Source organism: Flavihumibacter rivuli (assembly GCF_018595685.2).
GTDB classification, from domain to species: domain Bacteria; phylum Bacteroidota; class Bacteroidia; order Chitinophagales; family Chitinophagaceae; genus Flavihumibacter; species Flavihumibacter rivuli.
Genome location: NZ_CP092334.1, coordinates 2,935,349 through 2,948,998, shown reverse-complemented (window position 1 = coordinate 2,948,998; position 13,650 = coordinate 2,935,349). Strand labels below are relative to the sequence as shown.

Annotated in this window: 10 protein-coding genes; 1 reads left to right on the top strand and 9 read right to left on the bottom strand. The window is 41.4% G+C overall.

Annotated features, from left to right (window positions below; genetic code table 11):
* Positions 1 to 7: 7 nt before the first annotated feature.
* The 5 genes from KJS94_RS12525 to KJS94_RS12505 form a co-directional block, all read right to left on the bottom strand.
* On the bottom strand, positions 8 to 409 hold the full coding sequence (locus tag KJS94_RS12525; RefSeq protein ID WP_214447822.1) for a hypothetical protein: 402 nt from the start codon (positions 407 to 409) through the stop codon (positions 8 to 10).
* Between the two features lie 106 nt (positions 410 to 515).
* Entirely contained in the window at positions 516 to 1,907 is a 1,392-nt protein-coding gene (locus tag KJS94_RS12520; RefSeq protein ID WP_214447821.1) for an MBL fold metallo-hydrolase, read from the bottom strand.
* Positions 1,908 to 1,918: 11 nt separating this feature from the next.
* Positions 1,919 to 3,838, bottom strand: a complete 1,920-nt coding sequence (locus KJS94_RS12515; RefSeq protein WP_214447820.1) for a gluzincin family metallopeptidase — start codon at positions 3,836 to 3,838, stop codon at positions 1,919 to 1,921.
* A gap of 10 nt (positions 3,839 to 3,848) precedes the next feature.
* Positions 3,849 to 5,144 (bottom strand): patatin-like phospholipase family protein, encoded by a 1,296-nt coding sequence (locus KJS94_RS12510; RefSeq protein WP_214447819.1) that lies wholly within the window; start codon positions 5,142 to 5,144, stop codon positions 3,849 to 3,851.
* A gap of 63 nt (positions 5,145 to 5,207) precedes the next feature.
* Positions 5,208 to 5,960, bottom strand: a complete 753-nt coding sequence (locus KJS94_RS12505; protein ID WP_214447818.1) for a hypothetical protein — start codon at positions 5,958 to 5,960, stop codon at positions 5,208 to 5,210.
* A 261-nt stretch (positions 5,961 to 6,221) separates the two neighbouring features.
* Here KJS94_RS12505 and KJS94_RS12500 point away from each other — a divergent pair, with 261 nt between their 5' ends.
* The gene (locus tag KJS94_RS12500) at positions 6,222 to 7,391 is read left to right on the top strand and encodes an SIR2 family protein (RefSeq protein ID WP_214447817.1); all 1,170 of its coding nucleotides are present in this window, start codon (positions 6,222 to 6,224) and stop codon (positions 7,389 to 7,391) included.
* Positions 7,392 to 7,433: 42 nt separating this feature from the next.
* On the opposite strand, the gene KJS94_RS12495 is transcribed toward KJS94_RS12500, so the two are convergent.
* From KJS94_RS12495 to KJS94_RS12480, 4 genes are all read right to left on the bottom strand, one after another.
* Complete coding sequence (locus tag KJS94_RS12495; protein WP_214447816.1) at positions 7,434 to 8,996, bottom strand: hypothetical protein; 1,563 nt, start codon at positions 8,994 to 8,996, stop codon at positions 7,434 to 7,436.
* Positions 8,997 to 9,004: 8 nt separating this feature from the next.
* Entirely contained in the window at positions 9,005 to 9,202 is a 198-nt protein-coding gene (locus tag KJS94_RS12490) for a hypothetical protein (RefSeq protein WP_214447815.1), read from the bottom strand.
* A gap of 114 nt (positions 9,203 to 9,316) precedes the next feature.
* On the bottom strand, positions 9,317 to 12,169 hold the full coding sequence (locus tag KJS94_RS12485) for a type I restriction endonuclease subunit R (protein WP_214447814.1): 2,853 nt from the start codon (positions 12,167 to 12,169) through the stop codon (positions 9,317 to 9,319).
* A gap of 43 nt (positions 12,170 to 12,212) precedes the next feature.
* Entirely contained in the window at positions 12,213 to 13,409 is a 1,197-nt protein-coding gene (locus KJS94_RS12480) for a restriction endonuclease subunit S (RefSeq protein ID WP_214447813.1), read from the bottom strand.
* Between the last annotated feature and the right edge of the window lie 241 nt (positions 13,410 to 13,650).

The following is a 13,650-nucleotide window of genomic DNA, read 5'->3' as shown; positions in this document are numbered from 1 at the left end:
TCTACTGTTACTCAAATGGCCCAGGTTCAAACACAATATCCGGACAAGGCCAGGGAAGCTCTACTTCCACACAAACTTGGGGTCCAAATGGTAAGGGGTTACATAGTTTCACTGAGATATGACATTCATGAGGAATGATAGGAGAGAGTGGTCCATGATGGTTGGGTTTTTCTCTTGATATTACGAGTACATCATTAATCTGCTCGTTTTTGGATTGCCCTCCTTTAATTTCTATACGTTTAATGTTTTTGCCAACATCCTCCTGGTTTTTACCAGTTAGGTTGCTGATTTGCTTAACAACGGCATCAATTGACTGATTGATGGCTTTGAGCTTTTTTTCGTTGTAATGAATCTTAAGTTGACTTTCAAAAGCATGCTCATATTGACCTTGTTGGGGATTCTCTTTCATTAGAAAAGGTTTATTTGGTTTAAAAAAAGTTTAGATAGAATGATTTTTCCCATTTATGAATAAGGTAAAAATTACATTTCCATTTATAGCTGAGTTTTTATTCCATCTATGTGTATATAGTATATTCTACATAATTGTTAGTGTTGTCTACTTTAGGTTTTCCTTCTACCATTTTCCAACCAGATTTACCCTTTCCTTTTGTAGGTTGACAATCATCCTCAAATCCATTCTTATCCATCACCATCACCCTGTTATTGGTTTTTTCCTTAAGCTTATTCAGTAAGTTTTTTGCGGGCATTCGCCATCCGTTTTGCTTGGTGATATGGCCATCAGTTCTATCCACTGGAATCATGGCTACCAATTCCGGATGACACATTTTCTCTATGGCCTCCACAAGGCTGGCATTGTGGCTTCCATGATGACCAACCTTATACAATACAGTATTCTCAAGAAGTTGATTGATACTGAATTTGGCATTCTTCCCTTTCCATTTTATTTCTTTCCATGATAGCCAGTTCCCGGTTTGGGCATCACCAACAAACAGCAATACCTTACCTGACTGTACAAGCTCAAATGCTAGTACGAGACTGCTGTTGTTGGTATAGGTATCCATATAAATAGCTAATCGATTGGCTTGCTCCAGCCAATCATCTTCAATCTGCCTGCTGGGATCATTGTTATAGAGTTGCCTGACTTTAGGGTCTATTTCCCTTGTTATCCGCTTATAGGTTTTATTAAAGGGGAAGTCAGATTCCTCCGGCTGGTCGATTCCCTTTATTTTATTCTTGACTGCGGATAGCAATTGCTTTGTTCCTGCTTCTGCCAGTTGTAGCCGGTGATCATAGCTTTCCTTACTGCTTGCGCTTATATCATACAGCAAGTCTGGATTCCTGGGTGGTCCCAGGACATAAACATTGACGCTATTCTTGTTGAGATTGGGTAAGATCAACCTGTCTCCGGGTTCCAGATATTTAACGGGTTTTGTACCTATTTCCTTCAATACTTTTATGCCTTCGGCCGGTACTGCGGGGGCTGCCCCTAATAAGCCATAAAAGTCAAGCAATTCTGTGGCAATATTCAGTTGCTTACTTTTGCCGATCTTTTTCGACTCGCTTACCACTTCCAACAAACCCAGTACTATTTTTTTATGTTCCTTGTTTATTTTCCTGGCTGCTGCATCCTTTGGATCATCTAACCAGGATAGCCATACCTGGTCAATGTTGCCCTCAAATATTTCTTTAGCATGCACAAAGCCTGACAAGTGGTCATTGTGCTGATGGGTACCAACTACCACATCAATCTTTTCGCCATTCAGTTCTTCTGTAATATGACTAGCAATCTTTTGTAATCTTTCTTTAGATGCCGTTGAATTTCTAAAAGATCCACAATCGATCAATACCCTGCTTTGTGTTTGTCCTTCCTTAAATTGCAGATAAAAGCAATCCCCAAGTTCTCCGACCCTGTACATTCTTATGGATACACTAAGTTTCTGGGACATAGTAATAGCTTTTAGTGTGAGTGGAAGTGTAGTTTCTCGAAGTTTATTTTTGGCGACTGTTGTTCTTGTGCATAGGTGTCATCTGACGCAAAGCTGAAGTCTTCGGAATTGCCTGTCTGATAATTCATCTGTTTCGCAAATCGGTAGCTGCTTTCAATATTTTTGAGAATAACGTATTCTATTTCATAGTTTTTGGACATATTGATGACTACAGTACAACCACCCCTGAAGATCTCGCCCGATAAAGAACCCGTTGTTATCCTAAAGGTTTGAACCAGTGTAATCAATACCTGTTCTTGAATTGTACCGTCTCTTCCTACCCGATAGGCTGGTCTTACTTTGTGGACCTGGATCTTCGGGACCTCATTGCTCTTGATAACCTCATCGTTATAGATGAATTCAAGAGTCTTATTGGTAAGACCATGGTTTTGAAGGATTTTCCCCCATTCTAAGGGATCTTTTGTCCAACTGCCTTGCATAAGTAGCCGATAAAATGCGGCCTGTATCTCTAAGGTTTTTGTATATAGAAGTTCCCGATCACTTGGTTCCTTGATTCCGATGTCAACCAGCTCTCTTATTTGGGGTTTTAGAGTATTTACAATTTCGCGCCACATATCATTGTCTTTCTCTCCTAACCTAAAACCTGATTTAGCCCATTTGAGACTTTCTACTGAAAGGGTATTTACCCTATCCGGATAGATTCCCCAAGCTTTGAATGCCTCGATCAAGGCTAGCCTATAGCCATTTTTATCTTGTGGCGAGCTGTCCAGGTCTGCGGTAATGAGTGCCCTCAAGTAATCACCGTAGGTAATGTCAACCGGTGGACAATAATCCAAAGCCCTAATGCAGATATAGAGCAAATGTTTGGCAATAGAGCAAGCTTCTGCAGCAAGTCGTTTTACGAGGTCGGGATGAATGGCACCCTTTTGCAGAACACCTGTTCCGTTACTGGCTATTCTAAGCAGGTCAGCAGTTTGCCAATGATAAAGCCTTAGAAAGGCATCAAAAATAGTGGCTACTAATATGGCTCCTCGGTCATGTGGTTCCGTGGATTTTTTGTATTTCAGCGGATCTGGCTTAAATCTTTCCCATTTGTTGGTTTTAGGATTGATCGCCCCGATAGCACCTCTTAAGGCTCCCCTGCTATTGTCCAATGCATTGCCAAATTGCGTGGCGAGCTCTCCCAAGTAGGAGAATTCACTGAGGTTTCCTTTGGTTTCTGCTATTTGATGTTCAACTAGGTTCGTAATGGTAAACCTTTGGAGCAAGGCCACAATGTCTGCAAATCCTTCATGAAAACCTCCTACATCTGGATTAGTGTCCTCTATGAAACGTGGATGAATGGAATCCAGCAGGGCATGGGTTAGCTCATGGGCTACTATATCAGGCGAGAGACAGGCAAATATGGCGCCACCTGGTAATCCATTATAATAACTGTCCTTTGGAGCTTCAAAATATCCGAATAGGATGGCTTTTTTTTCAGGGTCATAGTAGGCATTAGCGCCTCTGAATGCATGGGGATAAATTCTAAGCCGGCGAACAAATTCTGCGCCTTTTCCTCCATGTATTAACTTCGGATTATAATTTCTAGGTCGCCAAAGTATTTTTCTTCCTAAACTATGTTCAAAGTGCTCCAGGGTTTTCATGGATATCGTATACACGAATTGCTGATGAAACTTGGGATTACCTTCACTAGGCGGTAAGCCATTTTGGGCCAATACCTCAATGGAGTCCAGATCCACTGGCTCATACCAGCAATTACTGGCGGGATCAATATCTATCACTTCGAAATATTCGCCTACTGGACCTTTCCCAATCTCTTCCCACCTTATAGCATAGGTGATCTCATTGATTTGGGCTGTATTTAGTTGGATGGAGAATCCTGGGTCCAGGGAATAGCCTCTCAACATCCTGAAGGAAGGTTTACTCATGGCGCTGGTTTTATAAACTTGGACAATATAGCTTTACCTGTAGTTCTGTAAGTGCGGCTGCATGTGCGCTAAGGGCTTCTACTTCTGCATGCGTCAGCTTTTTGAGATTTGTTGTAACATTTCTTGCCAACTTTACTTGTTCCTGTGTGGGATATTGATTCCTGATGCCTTCGAGATCAACCCTGTTACTGATATGATCCTTTATTAGGTTCCTGTACTTTTTTATTTGATCTATCCATTCTAAAGGGATTTCATGTGCCGCAATTACCCTGGGATTGATGATCTTGTTTTCTAAATTATCAAGGAAGCCTTCTATACATCTTTCCAGATCCCACCCTAATGAAATATACCCAATCTCGCTTATGCCAGATTGTTGTTGATCATACACATCCTCTTTTAGCTGGAAGCGTTTGATCCTTTCCATGAATACATTGGATGTTCTTATGAGTAGACTGATCGTATTTTTATAGAGGTCTTCAAATGGTAGTTTGTTGCCAGCATCACTGATGACTATGATATCTGCCCTAAACAGGCTTCTGGGGTGGGTTAACTTATGGGAACCCTGGTTGTCAAAAACCCCTCCATCAACAATGATGGGCGCAGAAGAGCCTAGCTCTTTTCCGTTCTCTATGAAGGTTTTATCAATGGAAACAGGGGTGAAGGCAAAAGGAACGCAACTGGACGCCATTACTGCCCTGGATATGGGGAAACTGTCTGGAAGAAACCTCGCTTGCATTTCCCTGGTGTAATAGCTTTCTCCCATATATGGCTTGGAGAATACAAAAGGTCTGGCCGTTTGTAGATTGGTTGCACCGATCGCTAATAGTGGCCGCTTTTCACTCAGGTCTTTCAGGGTTTTATTCCCATACAGGAATTCATCATATACCCCTTCAATTATTTTGCTTACAGGAAAAATGGTGAATTGATTACTGATCAAATACCATATGGCCAGGCCTAAAATCACTGGAAATAGAAGGGTATGTACTTTTATGAAGGTCCATACGGCTAGGGCAAGTATAATGAGTGCCACAATAATGAGCCGTAGGAAGGGCCATGATAAAAAGACGGAGCGGATCACATCCTTACTGGTGAGAATGGTGTACATTTTGTTCTCGAAGTCCGGATAGTTGTCCTCATTGAGGCAGTAGAATGCTCCGATAATGCTACCTCCGGAAATGGTTGACATTTTTTCTATGCCTTGCAGCTTACCCATTTCCTGCAGTTTTCGCAGGGTTCCTAAATGATAGGCGGCTGCCCGATACCCTCCACCCGATAGGGCCAGTCCCCTGATGATGCTTTTGTCCATGGCTAGATTCTATTCTCTAAGGATTAATTTTTCTGCAGAAGTCCATTGTGAAATTTACCTGGATCAGCTTTTAAATGGTTGCAGATCAACAATCACCTCTTCATGAACTAGGGCTTGGCTCTTCTTACCACCCCTTATGGACTTGACGGGAGTTGCCGTTTTGTCCCGTACAACCAGTTCAAAATCAAACATTACCCTAGGTGTCATATACTGCCTTCTTTGAACCCCCTTGTTGTCAAAATCACCCCTAAGTGCAGTATAACTCTGAACAATGGCGCCAAGGGGCTTGTCTTCCACATCCTTCAGGTATTTGCCTACCAATGATCCTAGCTGACTAAGTGCATCAAGGAATAGGGTAGCACCACTGGCATTTTTGGCCAGCTTTTCAAGTGTTTTCACTACTCCCTTATAGTCCTCATCGCTTTTTACCGATGTTAATATTTTAGCTACGTCCCGCAAAGACTGCTTGCATTTAATGATGGAACAAGCCATATGAATTTGCCTGGGTGCTGTTTTGTTGTCAGTGGAGGGTTCCCAGTAAAATAATGTTTTGTTGATGGGAAGGTGTTCTTTGTCTCCGATCCTTGGAAATCCTTGCAGATCAATTCCACCGATAAGTTGGTTGTTGGCATCGCTAACCACCATTACAAGGCAGTATAGCTTTGCGTTACCAGGAAAGGGAAATACCGGTGTGGTACCATTCTCTTTGATAAAGGGTGGTAGCATTCTTAATTCTATCCCAGTTAATTCACCGGCTGTCGGAATTTCACCGGTTATCATTTTTTGTTTACCTGCTTTTGGCTGGCGGTTAACCATGATCCCCCAATAGGTAGAACTGTCGTCAACTAGTTTTAATGCCATAACTAATGGTTTAGAAGGTTAATGTCTTTTAAATGGTCGATGGAAATTGCAAGGTAGGATTGTGGGTAAGCTTTGAATAACCATAGCAAACTAGTTGAAAAAAGATCTGTAAGTAGGGGTCTTTTTCCCATTAGCAGGGCGGGAAAATTCCCCTATTCAAAAGGCGCTGAAAAACTTAGATTCCTTTTCTAAATGCTGAATCATAAACTATCAAGTATGAAAAAAACGGTTGTTTTTACAGGGGCTGGTGTATCTGCAACCTTCGGGTATCCGCTGACCAGGGATTTGCTACCCATCATTGTAAATAAGATCAACAGCGGAACCTTATTTAACAATATTGAAAGGAATAGAAGGGTTGCGCACAAGTATCGGGAAATGCTAAAGCAGTTGTTGGTATCGCTGTCACCCGGAATCAAAGATTATTTTGGTAAGAATGTCCCGATGGATGTCTTGGTCAAAGAATTACCAATGGTTACTGAGCTATTGTCAATGGTTGACCAATTGATCAATACCAATCACTGCATTGTTGATTGGAATAATGAAATACCCGGTCTCCTGCAGATTCCCAAACAGTTAAATGACCGGTGGGATATGTCAAATCTGAAAACAATATTTGAATGGGCAATCATTGACTCTATAAATCGTTCAAGAAAGTATGTGCTACCCAAGAAGATGGATGATTTTGTGAAATGGATCAGAAAGGAAAATAAAGGGGGAAGCCATTTTGTTTCCCTGGTTTCTACCAATTATGATGTTTCATTGGAGTGGGAATTGCTGAATTACGATGATACCTATAATGCTGACCGGGAAATTGACTATGGTGTTTCCTGGCGGGATCCTGTAGATGAAAAAGATATCATCTATAATAGACCTTCTAAGCCCCTATTTAAGATTTTCAAGTTACATGGGTCTACAGATTGGTTAAAATGCAAACGGTGTGGATTTCTCTATATCAACCCCACTGTCGAGATTATCGATTTGATTCATCAGAATAGGAAGACCAATATCAATAAATGCCATTGTGATTATTGGCCGCTTCATCCTGTTCTGGTAACCATGTCATATGCCAGAAGGATGGATGAACCTAATTTGCATGAAATTTGGCGGAATGCATTCGAAGAGTTACGAGTGGCAGATAATTGGATCATCATTGGTTACTCTCTCCCGCCGGAGGATTTTAATATTAGATCAATGTTTTTAAGGGCTTTAACAGGTAGGACTACAAAGCCCAATATTACTGTAGTTCAAAAAGGGGATGGAAGTAAAATTTACTTTGATCGGTTTTTTGGAAGGGGCAACTATGAATATTTGTGCGGTGGTTTTGAGGAATCAGTAGAATCGCTGATTGCAATTAATAAAAAGACGCGCCGTAATAGAGGTTCATGATATTATTAGTATCTCCAATGGTAAGGATAGAACCTGAAAGGGTTATTCAAATACTGTTATAAGATACTTGAAAAACGCCCTACCACCCTTAAATTGGAAGAATTCATGTCCTTGGTGTTTGTTTTTAAGTATGGCATCTTTAAGGGCATCATGAGCAAAATTATAATGGACAATTGTTTCAAGAGCCAAGTCGCTCGACGGAATACTAGTAGCATCGAAAATTATTTCAAATAATACAAATTCACCAATTATACATCGACAGTTCCATATATATTTAGGAAGATTTCTGGAAAGTATTCTATTCTTGTAATTATCCGAAAGCGGTGCTTTGGAAACATTATTTCTTTTGAAATCTTCACTTGGAATGAGCTGAAGATCCCACTCTATATCATAGTGGAATGTACTGCCAAATGAAATACTCAAAAGCGAATCCAGGCCACAAACTATTGGCTCTATATCATCAAAGGATACTTTTATATCTGGGTATACAGGTAATATTAGTGAGCTTATAGTTGTTTGTATATCATCATCTTCAGGTTTGTCTTTTTCCCAGTCTGTTTTTATTTTATTATTCTCTAATAGAACTACATAGGAATAGGGGCCAACTTGGTCATCATGTGCATAGAGGACTTTTAGCTTGTCTGAGTGCCAGGTTATTTCCTTACGTGGGGGTTTTAATGGACACTTTTCAATTTTATGACCAACAACAGTTATTGCATGACCAACTGTACTTGGTTCATGCTGGGAATTAGAGTTAACTTGATTTTCCTCATCGGGGATTTCAATCGTCATGATTAAAGGTATGCCCAGTCCACTATAAGCTTGGACCAATTGTTTAACATATCTTGAGCTATTTGAAGAATTTATTGTTGAGGATATAATTCTTGTCTCTGGCTGCAGGCCACTTTTGGCTATGACAGTGCACATTTCACTAATCAACAAACCTTCTTTGTTTGGAAGTAATCTGTTTCCGTTGTGTGAAATGATTCCTGCATCTTTAGTAATTTCACCGGGTGTCCTTAATTTGATGAAATAGTTTTCCGCGGCCTTATGTAGCATTGCCCATATAGAAATGGTTGCGCAAGCGCTAAGGGTGGTATCTTGTTCCTGAAAGGCTAATGCCATTATGGGTAATTCCAGGCCTAAAAGATTTGCTTTATAGGGCCTTGTACCCCAATAGCTGCGCTTATTTGTCTTGTTGCTACTATAGGTTTTTAGGATAGTAAAACCAATTACATAGTTGGGAATTGGTTTTACTACCAGATAGCCCAGATAATCCCTTTTTAGCTTTCTCTTACATTCTGTATTTGAAAATGCTTTTAATAATGTGGATTTTCCATATCTGGGATCGGAAGAGAAGAAATGTAGTCGCTTACAGATTTTTTCGTAATTCTTATGGCAGTCTGAATAGTACGAACTGTAATCATTTAAAAAATCTGCACTTGTATATTGCTGCTCAACTACAATATGAGATACCCTTAATCTTTTCAAATATCGACAACAATAGTTGAAAAGAGGTTTTTCCTTGATTTCTGCAATATCTGTTTCAATATTAGCTAGCAGGCATGCAAATCTATGTTCAGAAAATGCGTAAACCTTGTGCATAGCGCTTCCTAAATACGAACTCTAATTGCATTTAGGTCTTTCCAGGATATTTTCTTCCGTTTTTCAGCTTCCTCTTGTGCCGATTTGGTGTCCTTTATTCTATTTTTTACCATATTACTGGTAAAATCAACTTGAGCAACTTTGAGTTTATTGCCTACAAGGATTTTCCTTTTGATTGCAGCTTCTGTTAAAGACTTTTTGGACATGAGGGGCAAAGTTACTTTAATTATTGCAAGGTCTGCTTGGCCTGGTATTTTTGGCAAAATATTAAAAAAACATCGAATGTTAATGCCAAGGCATGCTTTTTTTTATATTTTTCATTACTCCCCAACCCCCGTTATATACGTCTCCACAAAATCCTTTAGCCGCTGAAGTACGCGATCCAGAATGGTCTTTCTTTCCAGGATCCTGGGCTTTTCTTCCAGCAGGTTGATGATGGCATCTGGTTGGGGATCTATCTGGGTGAAGAGGTACTCGCCCAGGACTTCCCTAAACTGCTCCGGCCGCAGCTTCTCTTCAGTACATATCTTGCGGAAAGCGTCTTCTTTCTCCTGGTCCACAAAAGAGATAAAGGCTTGGGGGATATCATCGGTATCTTCCACCAGTGGTAAGGCCTCCTCTATGAAGCGCTCAATTAATTCTTTCTTACTTCTCAACGTGATCTCCCCGGCCATTACATCCATCACCTGCTTGCGTAGCTTTTGCTGCTGCTCTGCATTGGTCCCTTTTAGTTTGGCTAGCAATTTCAGGATATAGGCCACATTGATCTCATCGCGGTGGATCAGCTCCAATTCAAAATCCACATCTTCCAGGATCGATACCTTTTCTTTTCTGGTTCCCCGTGATACTGAATCATAGATGTCGAGGTACTTGCTCTTATAATCTTCAAAGGCCTGGGGACTGATATGCAATTCCTCAAAATTGAAATCCGCATAGCTCTCCATCACATTCCTGATCCGCATGATCTCCCGGAAGGCTTGCACAAACTGAAGCTGGGCTTCTTCATCCGGCAATTCATCCACACTCTGTACGGTGGGTACCAACTGGTATAAGCGGCCCAAGGCCTGGTTCATCCTGGCTACCTGGTTCTCATATGGCGGTAATACTACCTCTTCAATGGCTTCTTTATTGCTAAACAGGGTTATGGCCTCATCGGTCGCCGCTTTCAGGTTACGGAAGCAGAGGATATTACCCTGACTTTTGGTCTCATTCAATACCCGGTTGGTCCTGCTAAAGGCCTGGATCAACCCATGAAACCTCAGGTTTTTATCTACATAAAGGGTATTCAGGTGCTTGCTGTCGAAGCCGGTCAGGAACATATTCACCACCAGCAGGATATCCACCTCCCGGTTCTTTACCCTCCTGGCCAGTTCCTTATAATAATTATAAAAGCTCTGACTGTCCTTGGTGCTGTATTTGGTGCCGTACATGTCATTGTAATCGGCTATGAATTCATCCAGCTTATCCCGACTGTGTTTGTTGATGCCACCCTTGCCATCGGCGAATATGTCCTGGTCATCGGGAATAAAACCGTTTGCGTCCTTGTCGTCTTCATTGGCCGTAAAGGAGAATATGGTGGCAATGCGCAAGTCATGATCACCCGCTGCTTTTTTCTTTCGGAACAGCTCATAATACTTGATGAGCGTTTCTACATTGCTGATGGCGAAGATGGCCGTAAACTCCCGGTTACGGGTTTTGGCATTGTGGTTGGCTATGATGTAATCGGTAATCTTTTCCAGCCGCCGCGGATCTTCCAGTAAACCCGCTGTGTCTATATCTTCTACCTTAATATCCATCCTGGTCTTGCTCTGCTCGTTGTGCTGGTATTTCCCGATATACTCCACCGAGAACCGCAAAACATTCTCATCCCGGATCGCATCGGTGATCACATACTTATGCAGACAGTCACTGAAGAGGTCCTTGGTGGTTCTGTTCCCTTCTACTCCCTTTGCAGCATTGTCGGCAAATATGGGTGTGCCCGTGAACCCAAAGAGCTGGGCAGCCTCGAAAAACTTCCGGATGCGTTGGTGGGTTTCCCCAAACTGGCTGCGGTGACATTCATCAAAGATGAATACCATGCGTTGCTGGCGCAGGTGTTCTAACCGCTCCAGGTATTGCGATTTGCTGATGGCGGTGTTCAGCTTCTGTATGGTGGTAACGATCAGCGGGGTGTCATCGGCCAGTTGTTTCACCAGCATTTGGGTATTGTTGGTGCCGTCCACTGAACCGGAAGAGAATGCGTTGAACTCCTTGGTGGTTTGATAGTCAAGATCGTTGCGGTCTACCACAAAGACCACCTTATGCACCATGGGCAGCTTGGTCAGGATCTGTGATGCCTTGAAACTGGTAAGGGTCTTGCCCGAACCTGTGGTATGCCAGATATAGCCGTTCTTGGTACCGGTCTTCACCCGCTCTATGATCTTCTCCACTGCGTAATACTGGTAAGGCCTCAATACCATCAGGCATTTATCGCTCTGGTGCAGCACCACATACTTGCAGATCATCTTGCTGATATGACAGGGCTCCAGGAAGGCCTGGGTAAATTCCTGCAGCTGGCTGATGCGTCGGTTCTGCTCGTCGGTCCAGAAAAAGGTCTGCTTGAAACTCTGGTTGCGGTTGTTGGCGTAGAACTTGGTGTTTACGCCATTGCTGATCACAAAGATCTGGATATAGTTGTACAGCGCATAACCGCTCCAATAGGAGTGGCGCTGGTTACGATTGGTCTGGTTAAATGCTTCTTTTAATTCCAGGCCCCTCCGCTTGAGTTCTATCTGTACCAGGGGAAGGCCATTGATGAGAAGGGTTACATCATAGCGATTGGTATAGCTACCCTCCATGGTTACCTGGGTACATACCTGGAATCTGTTCTGGCACCAATGTTCCACATTCAGGAATTCAATATAGGTAGTGGTGCCATCCTCCCGTTGTAAGGCCATTTTGTCGCGCAGGATCTGCGCACGGTCAAAGACATTGCCTCTATTAAGGTGATTGAGCACCTGTAAGAATTCCTTGGTGCTGAGCTTTATTTTATTGTGTTCCTCTAGTTCAGCTTGCAGGTTGGCCAGCATATCGGCCTCATGCCGGATTTGAACGGCACGATAGCCCATGCCCTGTAATTGGTTAACTAGATTGGCTTCCAGGATAGCTTCCGGCTGGGTAGCGATAGTGGTCATGATAAGGTTCTTTCGGGTAAAGGTTTATTGAGGCTAAATTATACTAAACGAACATCTGCTGCAATAGGCCCTTCTTCCATTTCCGGGCTTTATCTAACTCGATGCTCACCAGGTTGAGCTTGTCGTCTAGGGCTGAGAGAAAGGATGCGATTTTTTGTTGTTCTTTATTACATGGAACTAGTATTGGTTCACATGAAACAATTTCGGAGTTTAAATTTATTTGGGTCCCTGGTTGACCATAACGATACCAATTTTCTTTTATGAAATCTAAATAGTAGAATAAAAATTCTTTTTCTGCTTGAAGATCTTCAAATACAACAAATCCATCATGAATACAGACTTCAAAAGTTGTATAAATTGGTTTTCCAATTGTTGCGGAAATACTCATGATAATATTGCCGGAGGGTACAAGTCTGCTTTTTGCTATACCTTCTTTAGATAGGTACTGTTCTGTTTTGGTCAAGAATTTATTAGATTTAGTAACGTCAGATATTCTGACCCATCCAATATTACTTTCAGAATTGAACCACTTTGGAGATGAAATAGGCCTAGGTGATGCTCCTCTCTTTATAACAGAAATTTCCCCCAAATTTTTCTCTTCCCAATCCGGAAACTTCCCACCCTTATCCGGTTTGAACCGGATTTCCTGGTTAAAGAATTTTTGCATCACTCCCTTTTTGTATTGCTCCAGTAACTTCTTTTTCCTGCTGAGTTGCTGGATCTTTTCATCCACTGCGGTGAGAAAGGAAGCGATCTTTTGTTGCTCGGGGTGGGAGGGGTAGAAAAATGATTCTTTTGAAACTAGACTCCACTCTGCTCTGGGCATTTTTGAACCAGAGGTTACGTTCATTAAATCACTAAATCGTTTTGCTTGTAATAGGTAGTACAAGAACCTGTTTGTAATTTTTGTGCCACGTAATACCCAAATTTCTGATGAACAAACCCCTTCAAAGTTTGGCTGGTGAAATTTTCGCAAGTATGGTCTTAGCTTGCCAAAAAGAACATCTCCCTTGTTGAACTTATTTTTTATGCTTTTCTGCTCTTTTGAGGAGAAAGTATTTAATAAAATGCCCGTATCCTGATCTAAGCTTTCAAGTTCGATACAAGGGTAATCTATTTTACTTTTATCAGGATTATACTTATCACTTGCTCGTTCTGAAATATTTTCAAATTCTTCGCTAATCCAATTATTCGTGAATTCTTGAAAGCGAATTACAGGAATATTCTTAGATCTTACCATAATTACATTTTATTTAGAATACGGTTATGCTAAATGAAAGGAGGAAATAATAGATTAAATCCTTTTATTATTTCGTTTTGTTAAGCTCTCCATTTTATCGTTCAACAATCATCCTATAGTTCCTTTTTTTAAAGGTCATCTGGTATTCATTTTAATGAATAATCTTTGTTCTCCCTTCATGCTTTCTATCCTCATTTCTACCTTTTAAACATTATGTATTTCTCAATAACTCTGTAACCGC

Bases quoted from the DNA above. Each gene is read 5' to 3' on its own strand.
- KJS94_RS12525 (WP_214447822.1), bottom strand. From the start codon at position 409: ATGAAAGAGAATCCCCAACAAGGTCAATATGAGCATGCTTTTGAAAGT.
- KJS94_RS12520 (WP_214447821.1), bottom strand. From the start codon at position 1,907: ATGTCCCAGAAACTTAGTGTATCCATAAGAATGTACAGGGTCGGAGAA.
- KJS94_RS12515 (WP_214447820.1), bottom strand. From the start codon at position 3,838: ATGAGTAAACCTTCCTTCAGGATGTTGAGAGGCTATTCCCTGGACCCA.
- KJS94_RS12510 (WP_214447819.1), bottom strand. From the start codon at position 5,144: ATGGACAAAAGCATCATCAGGGGACTGGCCCTATCGGGTGGAGGGTAT.
- KJS94_RS12505 (WP_214447818.1), bottom strand. From the start codon at position 5,960: ATGGTTAACCGCCAGCCAAAAGCAGGTAAACAAAAAATGATAACCGGT.
- KJS94_RS12500 (WP_214447817.1), top strand. From the start codon at position 6,222: ATGAAAAAAACGGTTGTTTTTACAGGGGCTGGTGTATCTGCAACCTTC.
- KJS94_RS12495 (WP_214447816.1), bottom strand. From the start codon at position 8,996: ATGCACAAGGTTTACGCATTTTCTGAACATAGATTTGCATGCCTGCTA.
- KJS94_RS12490 (WP_214447815.1), bottom strand. From the start codon at position 9,202: ATGTCCAAAAAGTCTTTAACAGAAGCTGCAATCAAAAGGAAAATCCTT.
- KJS94_RS12485 (WP_214447814.1), bottom strand. From the start codon at position 12,169: ATGACCACTATCGCTACCCAGCCGGAAGCTATCCTGGAAGCCAATCTA.
- KJS94_RS12480 (WP_214447813.1), bottom strand. From the start codon at position 13,409: ATGGTAAGATCTAAGAATATTCCTGTAATTCGCTTTCAAGAATTCACG.